This is a genomic window from Micromonospora sp. WMMA1947, assembly GCF_027497355.1.
In the GTDB taxonomy this organism is placed as follows: Bacteria; Actinomycetota; Actinomycetes; order Mycobacteriales; family Micromonosporaceae; genus Micromonospora.
On the sequence record NZ_CP114909.1, the window covers coordinates 4,682,829 to 4,699,771 of the forward strand.

General features: G+C 74.5%; 17 protein-coding genes. 8 read left to right on the plus strand and 9 right to left on the minus strand.

Translation table 11 applies throughout. The features are described from left to right. Window positions 1–13 precede the first annotated feature (13 nt). Window positions 14–1,342, minus strand: coding sequence for a Gfo/Idh/MocA family oxidoreductase (locus O7604_RS22065; RefSeq protein WP_281577620.1), 1,329 nt, complete (start codon window positions 1,340–1,342; stop codon window positions 14–16). A 241-nt stretch (window positions 1,343–1,583) separates the two neighbouring features. On the opposite strand from O7604_RS22065, the gene O7604_RS22070 reads away from it, so the two are divergent. The 8 genes from O7604_RS22070 to O7604_RS22105 all read left to right on the plus strand — a co-directional run bounded on the left by O7604_RS22070 (window position 1,584) and on the right by O7604_RS22105 (window position 9,121). Continuing rightward, window positions 1,584–2,630, plus strand: a complete 1,047-nt coding sequence (locus O7604_RS22070; RefSeq protein ID WP_135240483.1) for a LacI family DNA-binding transcriptional regulator — start codon at window positions 1,584–1,586, stop codon at window positions 2,628–2,630. 97 nt (window positions 2,631–2,727) lie between these two features. Beyond that, complete coding sequence (locus O7604_RS22075; protein ID WP_269705666.1) at window positions 2,728–4,071, plus strand: extracellular solute-binding protein; 1,344 nt, start codon at window positions 2,728–2,730, stop codon at window positions 4,069–4,071. A gap of 21 nt (window positions 4,072–4,092) precedes the next feature. Next, entirely contained in the window at window positions 4,093–5,073 is a 981-nt protein-coding gene (locus O7604_RS22080; protein WP_269697135.1) for a sugar ABC transporter permease, read from the plus strand. Next, window positions 5,070–5,936: a carbohydrate ABC transporter permease gene (locus tag O7604_RS22085; protein WP_281577621.1), complete on the plus strand. Its 867-nt coding sequence runs from the start codon at window positions 5,070–5,072 to the stop codon at window positions 5,934–5,936. Before O7604_RS22080 ends, O7604_RS22085 begins: the two co-directional genes overlap by 4 nt. After that, the gene (locus tag O7604_RS22090; RefSeq protein WP_281577622.1) at window positions 5,933–6,577 is read left to right on the plus strand and encodes a hypothetical protein; all 645 of its coding nucleotides are present in this window, start codon (window positions 5,933–5,935) and stop codon (window positions 6,575–6,577) included. The genes O7604_RS22085 and O7604_RS22090 overlap by 4 nt, the downstream gene beginning before the upstream one ends. Beyond that, window positions 6,574–7,488, plus strand: a complete 915-nt coding sequence (locus tag O7604_RS22095; RefSeq protein WP_281577623.1) for a PmoA family protein — start codon at window positions 6,574–6,576, stop codon at window positions 7,486–7,488. The genes O7604_RS22090 and O7604_RS22095 overlap by 4 nt, the downstream gene beginning before the upstream one ends. A 65-nt stretch (window positions 7,489–7,553) precedes the next feature. Next, window positions 7,554–8,510, plus strand: a complete 957-nt coding sequence (locus O7604_RS22100) for a sugar kinase (protein ID WP_281577624.1) — start codon at window positions 7,554–7,556, stop codon at window positions 8,508–8,510. Further along, window positions 8,507–9,121 carry a bifunctional 4-hydroxy-2-oxoglutarate aldolase/2-dehydro-3-deoxy-phosphogluconate aldolase gene (locus O7604_RS22105; protein ID WP_281577625.1) on the plus strand — a complete coding sequence of 205 codons (615 nt, stop codon included), beginning with the start codon at window positions 8,507–8,509 and terminating at the stop codon, window positions 9,119–9,121. The genes O7604_RS22100 and O7604_RS22105 overlap by 4 nt, the downstream gene beginning before the upstream one ends. Here O7604_RS22105 and O7604_RS22110 read toward each other — a convergent pair. Genes O7604_RS22110 through O7604_RS22145 form a run of 8 tightly spaced genes read right to left on the minus strand, consistent with a single transcriptional unit; the run spans window position 9,114 to window position 16,900 of the window. Beyond that, complete coding sequence (locus tag O7604_RS22110) at window positions 9,114–9,878, minus strand: hypothetical protein (protein ID WP_281577626.1); 765 nt, start codon at window positions 9,876–9,878, stop codon at window positions 9,114–9,116. The two genes, O7604_RS22105 and O7604_RS22110, sit on opposite strands and share 8 nt — an antisense overlap. A gap of 18 nt (window positions 9,879–9,896) precedes the next feature. Beyond that, window positions 9,897–10,373 carry a hypothetical protein gene (locus O7604_RS22115; RefSeq protein ID WP_281577627.1) on the minus strand — a complete coding sequence of 159 codons (477 nt, stop codon included), beginning with the start codon at window positions 10,371–10,373 and terminating at the stop codon, window positions 9,897–9,899. Then, a complete protein-coding gene (locus tag O7604_RS22120) occupies window positions 10,370–11,290 on the minus strand; it encodes a hypothetical protein (protein ID WP_281577628.1) in 921 nt (306 codons plus the stop codon). The genes O7604_RS22115 and O7604_RS22120 overlap by 4 nt, the downstream gene beginning before the upstream one ends. Then, on the minus strand, window positions 11,287–11,955 hold the full coding sequence (locus tag O7604_RS22125) for a phage tail protein (protein ID WP_281577629.1): 669 nt from the start codon (window positions 11,953–11,955) through the stop codon (window positions 11,287–11,289). The genes O7604_RS22120 and O7604_RS22125 overlap by 4 nt, the downstream gene beginning before the upstream one ends. Further along, window positions 11,936–14,557: a putative baseplate assembly protein gene (locus O7604_RS22130; protein ID WP_281577630.1), complete on the minus strand. Its 2,622-nt coding sequence runs from the start codon at window positions 14,555–14,557 to the stop codon at window positions 11,936–11,938. The genes O7604_RS22125 and O7604_RS22130 overlap by 20 nt, the downstream gene beginning before the upstream one ends. Continuing rightward, entirely contained in the window at window positions 14,554–14,994 is a 441-nt protein-coding gene (locus O7604_RS22135; protein WP_269705679.1) for a GPW/gp25 family protein, read from the minus strand. The genes O7604_RS22130 and O7604_RS22135 overlap by 4 nt, the downstream gene beginning before the upstream one ends. Beyond that, a complete protein-coding gene (locus tag O7604_RS22140; RefSeq protein WP_166455931.1) occupies window positions 14,991–15,329 on the minus strand; it encodes a hypothetical protein in 339 nt (112 codons plus the stop codon). The genes O7604_RS22135 and O7604_RS22140 overlap by 4 nt, the downstream gene beginning before the upstream one ends. Then, a complete protein-coding gene (locus O7604_RS22145; protein ID WP_281577631.1) occupies window positions 15,329–16,900 on the minus strand; it encodes a phage baseplate assembly protein V in 1,572 nt (523 codons plus the stop codon). Before O7604_RS22145 ends, O7604_RS22140 begins: the two co-directional genes overlap by 1 nt. Between the last annotated feature and the right edge of the window lie 43 nt (window positions 16,901–16,943).

A 16,943-nucleotide genomic window follows, 5' to 3' on the forward strand; every position in this document is an offset into this window, starting at 1 on the left:
GCGGGCTCCTCGGTCAGGGCAGGGTGAGCAGGTCGGCGACCCGGACGGGCGCGCCGGTCTCCAGCGAGCGGTTGGCGGCCAGGCCGGTGAGCAGGGCGAGCGCGCCGTCGCGGGCGGTGGCGGCCCGGCCGAGCGGGTCGGGTTCGCCGCCGAGCAGCACCCGGGTCATCCGGGTGTCCGCGCCGCCGTGCCCGCGCCGGGTCCAGCCCTCGACCGGGATCTCCTGCGGCGGCGCCCAGAACGGCCGCAGCGTGAGCCGGGCCGCGCCCTGCTCGACGGCGGCCTCGTCGCCGTGCAGCGCCGCGCCCTTGAGTGCTCCGGCGACGGCCGGGCTGACGTGGTCGCTCTCGGTCACCTCCAGTTCGAGGCGGCCCCGGCTGCCGTTGACCATGACCCGGTAGCCCTCCCAGGGGGCGTACGCGGTCAGGTGGTAGGTCATTGTCGCGCCGGTGTCGTAGCGGGCCAGCACCGCGAGGTCGTCCTCGATGGTCACGCCGGGGGCGAAGACGTTGCGGTCGCGGTGGTAGCCGTCCTCGGCCTCGGCGTCGAGGTACAGCTCGCGCAGGCGCGGATGGTCGGCCAGGCGCAGCGCGAACGGGTCGCCGTCGGCGGCCGGGGAACCGTGCGCGCGGTCGTAGTCGCGGGCGTAGCCGTGTCGGCGCCCGTCCGCGCCGTAGAAGAACAACCTGCCGTACGCGTGCACGTCGACCGGCCGGGCGTCGAGCCACCAGTTGACCAGGTCGAAGTGGTGGCCGGACTTGTGCACCAGCAGGCCGCCGGAGACGGACTTGTCGCGGTGCCAGCGGCGGAAGTAGTCGGCGCCGTGGCGCACGTCGAGCAGCCACTCGAAGTGCACCGACCCGATCTCGCCCACCGCGCCGTCGGCCAGCAGCCGCCGGACCTGCTCGTGCAGCGGGTTGTAGCGGTAGTTGAAGGCGACGGTGACGCGCCGGCCGGTCTCGGCGACCGCGTCCAGGATGCGGCGGCACCGTTCCGCGTCGACCGTCATGGGCTTCTCCACCACCACGTCGCAGCCGGCGCGCAGCGCCGCCGTCACGTACTCGTCGTGGGTGGCGTCCACGCTGGTCACCAGCACCACGTCGACGCGCTCCTTCACGAGCATGGCGGCGAAGTCGGCGGCGGCGTACGTGGGCACCGGCGACCGGCCCAGCTCGGCCAACCAGCGGTTGTGGGCGTCCATCCGGGTGTGGTTGACGTCGGCGAACGCGACCAGCTCGGCGGTGTCGGCGTGGTCGAGCGCGAGGGCGCGGACGAACATCTCGGCGCGCGCCCCGGCACCCACCAGGGCGTGGCGGACCCGTTCCCGGGCCGGTGGTGACATGACGTCGGCCTCCCCGGCAGTCGGCTGCAAAGGTTTGCAGCCGAAGAAACCACGACGATGGATACGTCGTCAACGGATGGCGGTCAAGCCGCCCCATCCATCCTCATTGATGAGGTTTCGCGCGCCCACCGGGACCGTCGCCGCAATCGAGCCGCAACAATGGACCGTTGACACGGGCGCAACCGTTTGCATTAATGGGCGGCACCCGTGACCCCCACCACATCGGACGAGGGAGCCCGCCGTGCCAGCCACCATCCGGGACGTCGCCCGCGCCTCCGGTGTGCACATCTCCACCGTGTCCCGGACGTTCTCGGCCCCGCACCTGGTCAACCCGGAGACCCGGGTCCGGGTGCTGGCCTGCGCGGAGGACCTCGGCTACCGGCCCAACCGGGCCGCCCGGGCCCTCATCACCGGCCGTACGCACAACATCGGCCTGATCGTGGCCGACATCGCCAACCCGTTCTTCCCGCCGCTGATCAAGGCGGCGGAGGGGCAGGCCCGGCACCGCGACTACCACGTGTTCGTGGCCGACACCAACGAGGACCCGGTCGCCGAGGAGGACCTGGTCCACGCCCTCGCCAAGCAGGTCGACGGCGTGCTGCTGTGCAGCCCTCGGATGAGCAACAGCCTGATCGAGCAGGTCAGCCGCGAGGTCCCGGTGGTGGTGATAAACCGCCAGGTCGCCGGCCTGCCCTGCGTGATGATGGACGTCGGGCAGGGCGCCCGGGCCGCGATCGAGCACCTGCTCGGGCTCGGCCACCGCCGGATCGCGCTGCTCGGCGGCCCGCGCGGCTCCTGGACCGCCCGGGAGATGCGCCGCGCCGCGACCGCCGCCGCCCGGGGCGGGGGAGCGGACCTGACCATTCTCGGACCCAACCAGCCCACCGAGACCGGCGGCGGCGCCCTGGCCGAACAGGTACGCCGCAGCGGCGTCACCGCCGTGCTCGCCTACAACGACCTGATGGCGATCGGCCTGATCGAAGGGCTGGACGCGATCGGGGCGCGGGTGCCGCACGACGTGAGCGTCGTCGGCGTCGACGACATCGCGCTGAGCCGGCTCACCCGCCCCAAGTTGACGACGGTGGCCACGCCGACCGCGGCCGCCGGCCGGACGGCCGTCGACATGCTGCTGCAACTCGACTCCGACGCGCCACGCGGCGCCCGGGGCCGGGGCGCGGCGGCCGGCGACCGTCGCACCACCGCACAGGTAATGCTCCAGACCGAACTGGTCGTCCGCGACTCGACCGGGCCCGTCCCCGCGCCCGGCCGGGACGGCACCGGGGCCTGAGCAGGTGGCCCGGGCCCGCACAGCACTGCGGACCCGGGCGGCCCGTGGACGGCCGCCGGTGACGTCGTCGCCTCCCACAGCCGAGGAGTGAGCGCAGATGCACCCCGCAACGTCCCCCACCGCCGGCGTACCCGCCGGGCGGGATCACCGTACCCCCCTGACCCGACGCCGACTCGTGCGCGGCCTGGCCGCCGTCGCGCTCGCCGTGCCCCTCGCCCTGGGCGCGGCCGGCTGCGGCGACGACGACGCCGGCGGCGACGGCGGCCCGGTCAAACTCTCCGTCTTCTGGTGGGGCGGTGAGGCCCGGGCGAAGCTCACCGAGGACGCCTTGGCCCTCTACACCAAGAAGAACCCGGACGTGACGTTCGAGAAGACGTGGCAGGCCAACCAGGGCTACTTCGACAAGCTCGCCACGCTGACCGCCGGCGGCAACCCGCCCGACCTGTTCCAGATCGACGACAACTACCTGGCCGAGTACGCCGGCCGCAGCACCACGCTCGACCTGGGCAGCTACCGCGACTCCGGCAAGCTCGACGTGTCGAAGTTCCCCAAGAGCCTGCTGGAGTACGGCGTGGTCGACGGCAAGCTCGCCGGGGTGGCCGCCGGGGAGAACACCCAGGGCCTGGTCTACAACAAGACGCTGCTGACCAAGAACGGGCTGCCCGAGCCGACCACCGGGATGAGCTGGGAGGAGCACATCGCCTGGGCCGAGCAGGTGGCGAAGAAGACGAAGGTCCCCGGTACGCAGGACCCGAGCGCCGACTACAAGGCGCTCTGGGTGTGGCTGCGCCAGCAGGGCAAGGACCTCTACAACGGCAAGGAACTCGGGTTCACCGCCGAGGACGTGACGAAGTGGTTCGAGCTGTGGAAGGGCGCGCGGGACCGGGGCGCCACCCCGACGCCCGACGTGATCCACGAGGGCAACTCCAGCGACATCACCAAGCAGCTCGTGGTCACCGGCAAGTCGGCCACCTCCTGGGTGTGGGTCAACCAGATGCCGGACCTGAAGAAGAACACCAAGGACGAGCTGGGCGTGGTCGCGTACCCGGGTGACCCGAGCGCGCAGTGGGCGCGCGCCTCGATGTACTGGTCGGTGTTCAAGGGCAGCAAGCACAAGGACGTCGCCGTCGACGTGATCAACTTCCTGAACAACGACCCGGAGGCGGTGGCGCTGCTCGGCACCGACCGTGGTCTGCCGTCCAACATGGACCTGCGTGCCAAGGTCAGCGAGACCGCCACCGACCCGGCCATGAAGCAGTCCATCCAGGTCGAGTCCGAGCTGGCGCAGAAGTTCGGCGCCTCGCCCCAGGTGCCGATCAAGGGCCACAGCAAGGTCAAGTCCGAGCTGGTAAAGGCCGCCGAGAACGCCCAGTACGGCCGCGCCACCCCGGCTCAGGCGGCGGAGCAGTTCGTCACCGCCTGCAAAGCCGCGATCGCCTGACCCCACGAAAGGACCGGTCCCGTGGCTCTCACCACGGCGCCCGGCCGGACCCCGCGTACCGGACCGGCCGGCCCCCGCCCCACGCGGCGTCGGGCCGGCCGGGCCCGGCTCGGCGAGGGCCTGGCGGGGTACGTCTTCCTCTCGCCCTGGCTCATCGGACTGATGGGCGTCACGGCGATCCCGATGCTGCTGTCGCTCTGGCTGAGCTTCACCGACTACGACATCCTCACGCCGCTGTCCGAGGTGCGGTGGGTGGGGCTGGCCAACTACGAGCGGATGTTCACCGCCGACCCGTCGTACTGGCACGCGGTGCGGGTCACGCTGACGTTCGCGCTGGTCGCCGTACCGCTGAAGCTGGCCGCCGCGCTCGGCGTGGCGCTGCTGCTCAACCGGGCCTGGCGCGGCGTCGGGCTGTTCCGCAGCCTGTTCTACCTGCCGTCGCTGCTCGGCGGCAGCGTCGCGCTGGCGATCGTCTGGGTCAACATGTTCAACCGGGACGGCGCGTTCAACTCGTTCCTCGCCCTGTTCGGCGTCGAGGGGCTGCCCTGGGTCAGCGACCCGGACTGGGCGCTGGAGACACTGATGGTGCTGGCGATCTGGCAGTTCGGCGCGCCTATGGTGATCTTCCTGGCCGGGCTCAAGCAGGTGCCCACCGAGCTGTACGAGGCGGCGGCGGTGGACGGCGCCGGGGCGTGGCGGCGGTTCCGCGCGGTCACCCTGCCCATGCTCTCCCCGGTGATCTTCTTCAACCTGGTGCTGGAGACCATCAACGGCTTCCAGGGCTTCACCGCCGCGTTCGTGCTCAGCAACGGCACCGGTGGTCCGGTCGACTCCACCCTCATGTACACGCTGAAGCTCTACATCTCCGGCTTCACCGACCTGGAGATGGGCTACGCGTCGGCGATGGCGTGGGTGTTCCTGGTGGCGATCGGCGTGATCACTGCCGTCTTCTTCAGCACCGGCCGGTTCTGGGTGCACTACTCGGACGGAGACGACTCATGACGGCGCTCGCTGCCACCCGCCGGCCGGGCGGTGGCCGGAACGTGCTGCGGCTCGTCGTGCTCGTGGCGATCGTCGCGGTGGTGCTCTACCCGCTGTTCTGGATGCTCGGCACCTCGGTCAAGTCGCAGGCCGAGATCGTCAACAACGTCGGCCTGCTGCCGGAGAAGTTCACCCCCGGCAACTACCTCGACGGCTGGACCAACTTCGACATCAGCTTCGGCCGGTTCTTCCTCAACAGCGCGCTGGTCAGCGGGCTCACCGTCGTCGGCAACGCGCTGTCCTGCCTGCTCGCCGCGTACGCGCTGGGCCGGCTGCGGTTCCGGCTGCGCAAGCTCTGGTTCACCGTCATGATCGGCACGCTGCTGCTACCCGGGCACGTGCTGATCGTGCCGCAGTACATCCTGTTCCGCGGCCTCGGCCTGGTCGGCGGCGACTGGCCGTACCTGCCGCTGCTGGTGCCGCAGTTCCTGGCCACCGAGGCGTTCTTCGTCTTCCTCATGGTGCAGTTCATGCGCGGCATCCCACGCGAGCTGGACGAGGCGGCCACCATCGACGGCGCGTCCCCGTACGGCGTGTTCCGGCACGTCATCCTGCCGCTGAGCCGCCCGGCGCTGGTCACCACGGCGATCTTCTCGTTCATCTGGACCTGGAACGACTTCTTCCGGCAGTTGGTGTTCCTGTCCAGCCTGGAGGACTACACGGTCCCGGTGGCGCTGACCCTGTTCATCGACTCGACCAGCCAGAGCGCCGTCGGTCCGATGTTCGCCATGTCGGTGCTGTCGCTGCTGCCGGTGTTCCTGTTCTTCCTGGCCTTCCAGCGGATGCTCGTCGAGGGCATCAACACCAGCGGGCTGAAGGGATGACCGCCGTGCCTGCCTCCACCGACGCCGTAACCGTCCACCCCGTGCCGGCCCGCGCCGACTGGCGGGACACGGCGCGCGAGGCGACCGACCTGGCGCTGCTCGGCTTCGCCGTGGCGCTCGCCGCGCTGCCGGTGCTCACGCTCGCCCCGGCGCTCGCCACCGCCGGTGCCGCGCTGCACGACAGGTCGGTCACCGGCTCCTGGCCCGACGCGCGGACCAGCCTGGCCCGGTTCGGCCGCGCGCTTCCAGCCGGGCTGGCGGTCAGCGCCGTCGCGCTCGCCGCCGCCGCGCTGCTCGCCGCCGACCTGGTCGCGCTCGCCACCGGCCGGGTACCAGGCGGCGGGCCCGCGCTCGCGCTCACCGCCGTCGTGGTGGCGGCAGTGCTCGGGTACGCGGGCCTGGTCACCGTCGCGGTCGGGCGCACCGGCGGCCGGGGCTGGCGGGCCGCCGCCCGCCGGGTGGCGCGGTCCTGCCCGGAGCGCCCCGGCGTGTGGGCCGCCGCCTCCGGCATCTGTGCCCTCGCGGTGCTGCTGGGTGTGCTGGTCACGCCGGTCGCGGTGCCGATCCTCGGCGGGTACGCCCTCGCGGCGTTGCACGCGCTCGACGCACGCCGTCCGGTCCCCGCCCCGGAGCCGTCGTGACCACCGAACCTCGTTCCGCCGCTGCCGAGCCGCGCCGCGCCGGGCCCGAGCCGCGCCCTGCCGCGGCCGACGCCGAGCCCCGGCTGGTCGTGGACGGCGTCGAGGTGGCCCGGTACCTGGTCCGGCCCGACCTGGACCCGCGCCACGGGCCCCGGCCGTACCTGCATCCGGTGCGGACCCGGGCCGGCACCCCGGTCACCGACGCGCTCCCGGCCGACCACGTCTGGCACCTCGGCGCGTCACTGGCCGTGCAGGACGTGGACGGCGTCAACCTGTGGGGCGGCCGGACGTACGTGCGCGGCACCGGCTACACCTGGCGCGACGACCACGGCGTCATCGCGCACACCGGCTGGCGGGAGCGGACCGCCGACCGGCTCGACCACGACCTGGAGTGGCGGGACCGGCACGGCCGGGTGCTGCTGCGCGAGCACCGGCGGATCAGCGCCACGTCCGCCGGGGAGGACGCCTGGTGGCTGGACCTGTCCGCCACGCTCACCTCCGCGACCGGCGCCGACGTGCGCCTGGGCAGCCCGGCCACGAACGGCCGCCCGGGCGGCGCCGGGTACGGCGGCTTCTTCTGGCGGGCCGTGGCCGACGGGGAACCGCTTGTGCGCACCGCCGCCGCCATCGGTGAGGACGACGTGAACGGCTCGGCCGCGCCCTGGCTGGCGTTGTCCGCCACCGCGCCCGGCGGTGGCGCGTACACGCTGGTGTTCACCGGTCTGGGGCCGGGCGACAGGTGGTTCGTGCGCACCGCCATGTACCCGGGCGTCTGCGTCGCGTACGCGTTCGACAGCCCGGCGGTGGTCGCGGCCGGGCAGCCCCGGCACAACCGGCACCGCGTGCTCGTCGCCGACGGCCACCTCGACCCGGTCGACGTGTCGGCCCGAGTCGAGGCGGTTCTCCGGTGAGCGGGCCGATAGGTGTCGCGGTCGCGGACGGAGGCGGCGCCGGGAGCGGCCCGGAGGTGGTCTGCGTGGGCGAGACGATGGTGGTGCTCACCCCGGATGACGGCGGGGCGCTGGAGCACGCCGCGCGGCTGACCGTCGGCGTCGGCGGCGCGGAGTCGAACGTGGCGGCCGGGCTGGCCCGGCTCGGACACCGCGCCGCGTGGGTCAGCCGGGTCGGCGACGACCCGTTCGGGCGGCGGGTGGTGGCCGAGGTCGCCGCCGCGGGCGTGGACGTCAGCCTGGTCACTGTGGATCCGGACGCGCCGACCGGGCTCTACCTGAAGGATCCGGGGCCGGACGGCACCCGCGTGCACTACCACCGCGCCGGGTCGGCCGCGAGCCGCCTCGGCGCCGCCGACCTCGCGCGGCCCGCGCTGGCCGGGGCACGCCTGCTGCACCTGTCCGGCATCACCGCAGCGCTCTCCGGCACCTGCCGTGACCTGCTCGTATCAGCGCTGGACGGGCGCGCGCTGCCGGGCGCGCGGGTCAGCTTCGACGTGAACCACCGCCCGGCGCTCTGGCCCGCCGACCGGGCCGGACCGGTCCTGCGTGACCTGGCCGACCGCGCCGGCGTGGTGCTGGTCGGGCTGGACGAGGCAGCGGTGCTCTGGTCGGCGGACGATCCGGCCGCGGTTCGCACGCTGCTGCCCGGCCCGGAGCTGGTGGTGGTCAAGGACGGGCCGGTCGGCGCGGCGGCGCTGCCGCGTACCGGGCCGGCGGTGTTCGTGCCGGCGCTGCCGGTGGACGTGGTGGAGCCGGTCGGCGCGGGTGACGCGTTCGCCGCCGGGTTCCTCTCCGGGCTGCTACGCGGCCTCGACCTGCGAGCCTGCCTGCGGCTGGGGCACCTGACCGCGGCGCCGGTGCTGGCCGTGCCGGGCGACACCGCCCCGCCGCCGGACCCGGAGACGATCGCGCGGGCGCTGACGCTGCCGAACGAGGCGTGGACCGAGCAGGCGCAGGTCGGGGGAGGGAGTGGACGATGAGCGGGCACGACTTCGAGGCCCTGTTCGGCGGCGCGCGGGTGATGGTGATCCTGCGTGACCTGCCGCCCGGCGAGACGGTACGGCTGGCGGAACTGGCCTGGGATCTCGGCATCGCCGTGGTGGAGGTGCCCATCCGTACCCCGGAAGCGGTGCCGGCGCTGCGCGCCGCCGTGACGGCCGGGCGGCGGCGGGACCGGATCGTCGGCGCGGGCACTGTGCGTACCCCGGCGCAGGTCCACGACGCGGTGGCCGCCGGGGCGGCGTTCACAGTGGCGCCGGGCCTGGACCTGGCGGTGGCCGACGCGGCGGCCGGTCTCGGCGTGCCGCACCTGCCCGGCGTGGCCACGCCGACCGAGGCGCAGCGGGCGCTCGACCACGGCCTGGTGTGGCTCAAGGCGTTCCCGGCGGTCAGTCTCGGCCCGGCGTGGTTCCGGGCGGTGGCCGGGCCGCTGCCGGAGGCCCGGTTCGTGGCCACCGGCGGTGTCGACGCCGGCAACGCGGGTGACTTCCTCGCCGCCGGGGCGCGGGTGGTGGCGGTCGGTTCGGCGCTCACCGACCCGGCGCAACTGCCGCGCCTGGCCACGCTCGCAACCGGCGGCGCGGTCACCTGACAGTACGGCCGGACGTGGTGGCTGTGGTCCGGATCGCCTTGACGATCGCCGGGATCGACCCGATCAGCAGCACCAGCGCCCAGATCAGCGCCACCACGGCGAACACCACGGCGCCCAGGTCGTCCAGGATGCTGACCAGGATCACCGGCACCAGCGCGTGCAGGAACTGCAGCGCCACAGTGCACAGCAGCGTGGTCAGCGCCAGCGCGACGAGACCCTTGTTGCGCAGGAACCGGGGCTGGGCGGCGAGCAACAGCCCGGCCCAGACCAGTTTGAGCAGCAGCGCCAGCCCGAGCAGCACCGCCGCGTCGTCGACCGGGAAGAACCCCCACACCGCGAGGTACGCCAGCGTGCCGAACGGTGGCGCGAGGAACAGCGACACCATCACCGTCAGCTCGACGAACGCGACGATCAGCAGGACCAGCGAGACCAGCAGCAGCACGATCGAGAAGACGAGCGTGGCCACGCCCTGCACCCGGCCCTGCAACCGGTCCGGCAGCACCAGGCTCAGGCAGAACAGCCCGGTCGTCCAGAGCGCCACCACGTCGATCAGCGCCAGGGAGCCGATGCCTCGACCGGACGGCTCGGACACCGCGCCGACGTCGCCCAGCTCGACGCCGAGCTGACCGGCGCGCTCCCGCAGCGCGCCGCTCGCGTCGCCGCCGCCGGTCAGCGCCGCCGCGCCCAGCTCCACGCCGACGACCAGCGCCACCGCGAGCAGGGCGAGCAGCAGGAACGGCTTGCGCAACTCACCCATGGCGCGTCTCCGTCCCGGTCAGGACCGGGCCAGCGTGACCGAACATCCGCCACCTCCCGGACAACGCAGGAGCACCTCGGTCTCCCGGTCCACCGCCACCTTCGCGACCGCCGGTCCGTCCGCGTCCGGCGCCACCTCGTCGGTCACAGTCACGTCCGCGTCGCCGGGTGCGCGGGCTGTCACCTCGAACGGCGTCGTGCCGCGCAGCACCAGCGTGCGCAGCGCGCCCGGATCGGCCACCCGCAGCCGGCACACCGTGCCGAAGGCGAGCGTCACCCCGTCGGCGGTGGTGGCCGGTTCGGCGGCCGGCGGCAGGCATGTCACCGCCACCGTCGCCGGGTCGACCGTCCCGGTCCCGCGCCCGAGCCGGGCCAGTGCTCCGGGACCGGCCGCCGGGTCGCCCGGGTCGTCGCGGCGCCCGGCCACCGCCACCACGTACAGCGCCACCAGCAGCACCGCCACCGCCACCAGCAGCACCTTCTGCCTGGTTGTCATGGCCGGACGACGGGCGTGAAGCGGATCTCGTCCACCCCGGCGAAGTACCTGTCGGTGCCCTGGGTCTTGCTCACCGCCACGAGCGTCAGCGTGTGCGGGCCTCGGGTCAGCTCCACGGTGCCCACGTCCACCTCGTCGGTGCGGACCACCGTCGGGCTGAACCCGAAGAACGTGTCGCCGACCTGCCGGCCGTCGACCAGCCAGATCGTGTTCGCGTAGTCGAACGACGTGGTCCGCACTGTGGAGAACCGCCAGGTGCCGTCGGACGGCACGTCCACCCGCACCGTCACCCGGTCGCCCACGCCCCGGCCCAGGAAGAACAGTTGCGCGTCGCCGGACCACACCACGTCGCAGCAGTTCTCCTGCGCCACCACCTCCGCCTTCGTGCCGGTGGGGGACTGGACCGTGGCGCCGGAGACGAGCGTCTCCGCCTCCACCGTCACCGCGTTCGCCTGCGGCGGGGCCGGGGTGTCCGGGCCGCGGGTCACCAGCCAGGCCACCACCCCGGCCACGACCAGCACCAGCGCCGCGGCGGCGGCGATCCACGGCCACGGCGCGCGCTTCGGGGGTACGACGGCCCGCACGTCGTACGTGACCCGGCCGCTGGAGCGGGAACTCTCCTCCGGCGCGGTGTTCGCCGAGTACGCGAACCCGGTCATGTCGTAGCGCCGGGGCGGCGTGCCGGGCGGTACGGCCAGGCGTACCAGGAACGACACCGAGCCCTGCCCGGGCACCACCCGCTGCGGCTCGGCCACCGTGAACCAGGCCCGCTGGCTGCCCTCGCCGGGCGCGACGTCGAAGACGACGGTGTCCGGCGCGGTGCCCGGGTTGGACACGGTGAACGTCAGCTCACCGGCGTTGCGGGCGTCCAGGGTGAACTGTTCGGCGGCGGCGACGACTGTCCATTCGGTGGTCATGACGGCTCCTCGGGCGGATCGTGGGGCAGGGGTGCGGGTACGTGCGCCCGGCCGACCGCGCGCACCGTCGCCACCCCGGCGGCGGGCTCGGCGTCGTCCGGCTCGGGCGTGGGCGGCGGGCCCGGGTCCGGCGGCGTCGGGTCGGAGGGCGGGTCGGCCGGGTCCCCGGCGACGACCTCGACGGTGACCGCCGCCGGTTTCTCCGCCTCGACGATGCGGGTGACCAGTGCCAGCCGGTCGGCGGCGGCCGGTGGCACCCGCACCACCAGGTGGAACGGCCGGTCGGCCGGCTCGTCCAGCACGAACCCGGTCACGCCGGTGGCCAGTTCCAGCGCGGTCCGCATCCCGTACGGGGTGCCGCGCCACCGGGCCAGCAGCGCGCCGTGCGCGACGAGGTCCCGCAGCCGGCCGGCCGGCAACGGCAGCGGCGCGTCGGCGCGGGGCGCGGCGACCACGTGGTCCATCGCCACCCAGCGGGTCAGGTACGCCACGAACCCGTCCGGCGTCCGGTACGGCCCGAACAGCGCGTCGACGTCGGCGAGCACCGCCTCGTCCGGGGCGTGCAGCGCCTCCATCACGTCCAGCAGCGCGCCCAGCACGCTGCCCGGGCCGGCGGCCCGCTGGTACGCGGCCGGCAGCAGCCGCTCAATCGCCGCTCGGCGCATCCTGCCGCACCACCTCGATGTCGTGCTCGCCGGAGCAGAGCAGCCAGGTGCCGGGGACGGTGACCACGTCGGCGGTGGCCTGGTTGGCGCTCGCCGTCCAGTCCTCGCCGTCGCCGCTGCGGAACACGCCGCGCTCACCCCCGGCGAGCACCAGCCGCCCGGCGCCGGACGTGCCGGTGGGCGCGGTGGCGGCGATGGCGTCGACCGGGACGAACCGGGTCCGGTCCCGCAGCGGCAGGCCGCAGTTGACCATCACCGGCGACCACTGCGGCTGCCCGGCGAGCGTGTCGAGGCGGACCACGCCGCCGCTCTGCGTCGCGGCCAGCGCGAGCGGACCGCTGAACGTCAGGTCCCGGCAGGTGCCGCCGATCCAGCCGGCCGCCATCGACTGCCACTTCACGTCCGACTCGAACAGCCGGGTGCGGTGGCAGCCCTGGCCGGGCTTCTTCGGGTCCGGCTCGCCCGCGCCGCACCACAGCAGCGTGGCCGGGCCGTCGTACTGCACGGCGAGCACCCGGTTGTCCACGTTGGCGAGACCGACGTGGGCGAACGTGCCGGGCCGTCCCGCGGCGGTGGACAGGTAGACCCCGAATCCGGCCTGCGCGGCGACCGCCACCCCGGGTGCGCCGCGCTCGGAGACGAACGCGCGGACCGCGTAGAAGCCCCGGTCGGCGTCGGCCGGGTCGACAAGGATCTGCAGCGGCACCGCGCCTGGTAGCAGCGGCACCTCGTACAGGCCGGTGTCGGTGGCCAGCAGCAGCGCGCCGGTGCCGTCGCGGTCGATCCAGGCCAGGTCGCGGACGCCGGAGTCGAGGTCGGTCAGCAGCGTCCACGTCTCGCCCAGGTCGGTGCTCAGCCGCACCCGGGAGCCACCGGCGTCGCGGGTGGTCACCACCGCCACCGAACCGGCGCGCGGGACGACGCCGGGGCGTACCGGGGCGGGCGCGGGCACCACCCGCACCACGGTCTCGTCGTCGAACCGGCCGGCCGGTTCCCAGCCCGCCCCCGCGTTGGTGGAGCGGAACAGCACCGACCCGCCGCCGGCGTACCAGGTGTCGGCCTGGTACTGGTCCACCGCCACGGTCCGTACCTGCGCGTCGGGCGCCTCGTCGACCACGAACCGCACCGACTCGACGTAGCGCACGCCCGGCTCGGCGTGCTCCAGCATCCGGTACACGTTGGAGGCGCGTAGCGGCTCGCCGAACGCCCAGCCGGCCGGGTTCAGCGGCGTGGGCAGCGGGCTGAGCGTCTGGTGCAGCCGGTCGTGGATGCGGCGGCGCACCGCGTCCACGTCCTCCTCGCGGCGCACCACCACCCGCGCCTGGATGGACACCGCCTTGTACCGGGCCCAGCCCGCGCGCACCGCCGTACCCAGGGCGCGGCGCCGCTCCAGGTCGGCCTCGACCCGGCGGCGGGCCTCCTCCACCTCGTGCTCACGCAGCACCGCCACCGGCAGCCGCCCGCCGGGGCGGGCCGCCTCCGGCACGTACGGCACCAGCACCACCTCGACCTCGCCGGGCCGGGCGAAGCTGTAGACGGAGGCCCTGGTGAACGCCCGCGCCCGCGCCACCGCGCCGGAGCCGGTGGCGAGGATCTCGAAGTCCCGGGCGGTCACCGCGCGCTGCTGGGCGAAGAACTCGTACGGCCCGCGCGCCAGCACCGACTCCAGCGACTCCAGGTCCCGGCCGCCGGTGGCCGGCTCCGGGTTGTCCACCTTCACCCCCGGCAGCGGATCACGCAGGCTGGTCAGCACGCCCGCCGCCACGTTGCCGGCCGGTCCGCCGCCGCAGCGGTACCAGAGCCGTACCTGCCGCCCGGCCGGCGGCACCGCCGCCACCGTGGTCGCCCCGGCCGCCCCCTCGACGGCCGGGGCGCTCACGTCCGGGCGCAGGTCCAGCGCCGGGGCGAACGTGACCACCCCGGAGGCCCGGTCCACCAGGTAGACCTTCGCCTGCGCCCCGACACCGGCGAAGCTGTCCACCGGCCGCCAGATCTCGTACGTGCGCCCCTCGTGCTCGCGGGCGGCGGCGCCCAGCTCCACCGAGCCCGCCGGCACCTCCACTCCGAGCAGCAGGTCCAGCGCCTCGGTGGTACGGGTCAACGGCGCGCGGGCGGCCCGCAACACCTGACCGGGCTGCCCGGTGCCGGTGCCCAGCAGCTCCGCCTCCACCGGCTCGCAGTGGTGCACACGTACCGTCGTCGTGGTCTCCCCGGCGGGCAGCACCGCCGGTTCGGTGGTCACGAAGACGACCGGCCGGGGGTCCGCCCCGCGGGCCGCGGCGACGCGGGTGCCGGCCGGCACCCGCACCGGGCCGCGGTCCGGGCCGGTACGGGTCAGGCGCACGTCCGCCCAGGCCGCCGCCGGTGGGTGCCGGGTGACGCCGAGCAGGTTCAGGAACGCGACGTACGCCTTCTCCGGCAACTGGTTCAGCCGGTAGATCATCACCTCGGTCAGGTAGGCGAACGCCTCCACCAGCGCCATGCCCGGGTCGTGCGCGGACAGGTCGGTCCAGTCCGGGCAGGACCGGGCGATGCGTTCCCGCGCCTCGGTGACCAGGTCGAGGAAGGCGCGGTCGTCCAGGTGCGGCACCGGCAGCGTCATGGCGTGCCCTCCTCGTCTCCGGTTTCCTCGTCGGCGGGCAGCAGGTCGACGGAGGACACCAGGTGGCCGGGGGAGAGGCTGGCCCGCACCCGGTAGTCGAGCCGGATCACCAGGCGCCACGGGTCGTCCGGGTCCGGGCCGGCGTCCACGTCGAGCACCTCGACCCGAGGCTCCCAGCGCCGGATCGCCTGGCGCACGTAGTGGATCGCCAGCCCGGCGGTGGTGTCGTCGTTCGGGGCGAAGACGAGCCGGTGCAGCCGCGACCCGTACCCGGGACGCATCAGCCGTTCCCCGGGCGTGGTGGACAGCAGCAGGTACAGCGCCTGGCGTACCGTCTCGTCGCCGTCGGTCATGGCGAGCCCGCCGGCGGCGGTGAGCGCGAGACCACCGGCGCGGCCGGCGTCGAAGCCGGCGCCGACGAAGCGGAAGGCCCTCATGCGTCCGCCCCCAGGAAACCCTGCCGCACGTCGCGGACCTGGTGGTGCACGGTGCCCGGCGGGGTGCCGTCGGTCAGGCCGTCCAGGTGCGACAGCACCACCGGTTGCCGGTCCACCCGCACCCACGTGCTGTAACCCACAGTGACGGTCAGCGTGTGCAGGCACGGTTTGATCGTCGGGCCGTAGTTCGGGCAGGCGGTGATGTCACGTCCCTCCGGATCGGGGCGGATCAGCACCGGCACGGCCTGGACCGTCACCCACTGCTGGGACGGGCGGTTGCTCACCCGCCCGTCGTGTCCGCAGGTGATCAGCGAGTCGCGGTGGATCCAGCGCATCAGCCACCTCCGGCGGAACTGGCGAGGGTACGGGCCTGGGCGGCGGCGGTCTCGGCGTCCTCGGCCGCCGGGGCGTGCAGGAAGTCGACGGTGCGGCCGCGCACCACGACGGCCCGGCCGGGCGCGGAGAGCACCAGGTCACCGGCGGCGTGCACGGTGGTCAGCTCGGGACGCAGCTCGACGAAGCTGCCCGCGTCGGTGGCCAGGCGCAGCGTCCGCCCGTCGTCGTCGATCACGATGGACTGCCCGGTGCCGGTCCGCATCGACCAGCGCCGCGAGCGCCCGGAGACGATCCCCGCGTCGTACGGCTCGACCGCGCCGAACAGCGAACCGAGCACCACGCCCGACGCGGGTTCGCCGCCGGGCAGCGCCACCAGCACGGTGTCGTCCGGGTCGGGCAGCGCGACGATGCCCTTGCCCCGGCCCGCGCCCGGGCAGAGCACGGCGAGCCAGCCGGCGTCCAGATCGCCGTACGCCGGGAGCGTCACCCGGGCCCGGCCCAGCCCGTCGGGGTCGTCGACGTCGGTGACGGTGCCGAGCGTGACAGTGGCCGCCGGGGGCGTGGCCGTCGGCGGCGGGCCGGGCGGTGCGGTGGAGAACCGGCTCAGGTGCCCGTCCGCGTCCACCGTGTGCACCACCTCGGTGAGCACGTACACCCCGGCCAGCGGCTCCGGGACGCCGGCCAGGGCGATCCGCCGGCCGGGGCGCAGCGCCGGGTCGCCCTCCGCGGTGCCCTCGGCGGTGACCAGCGCCGCCACCCGGGTGTCCAGCCCGGCCTGGGCCAGCGCGGCCAGCTCGTCGTCGCTGCGGCCCGGCTGGTCGACAGCCGTGCGGACGCCGTCCGCGCCGACGTCGCCCGGGTCCGGGCGCAGCGGGATGCGCCGCCCGCTGCGCGCCTCGTCCGCCCGCTGGCTCAGCGGCTCGGCGCGCTGCGGATGCCAGCCGAGCACGGCGCACTCCGCGCCCGCCCGGTCCAGGTTCTCGGTGACCCGCAGCGCGTGCACCGTCTCGCCGAGCGTCAACGGCAGCGGCTCCCCGTACCCGTCCAGCGTGAACAGCCGCAACCGGTCCCCGTCGACGCCCAGGTGCAGCCCGGCCCGGCCGGCCACCTCGCACAGCAGGTCCAGGTCGGTGTGCCGGTGCTGGAGCAGCCGGTCCAGGCGCGGCCCGTCGTCCTCGGCCGCCACGCTCAACCCCAGCCCGGCGCACAGGTCGGCGGCCAGCTCGGCGGCCGTCACCGACTCGAACACCCGCAGCTCCTGCCGCTTGCGCAGCCGGTGCAGCGGGTCGTACGCCCGGATCCGGGCCAGCGCGGCGCCGTCACCCGCGTACTCCCGCTCGACAGCTGTCACCTCGCCGGTGAACAGCGCCTCCGCCTGCCCGTCGAGGCGCACGTCGACTGTGGCGCCGGGGCGTACCGGCGGGTCGAGCGGGCCCGCACCGGGGGCGGCGGTGAGCGTCAGCTCGCACTGCGCGGGCCGGTCCAGCCGGGCGGCGACGCGGATGCCGCGCAGCCGGGCCGGGTCGGCCAGCGGCCGGCCGTCGACTGTGACCAGGGCGGCCCGGCTCACGGCGCACCCCCGGCGGTCGCAGGCCGCGCGGCGCTTCTTGTCG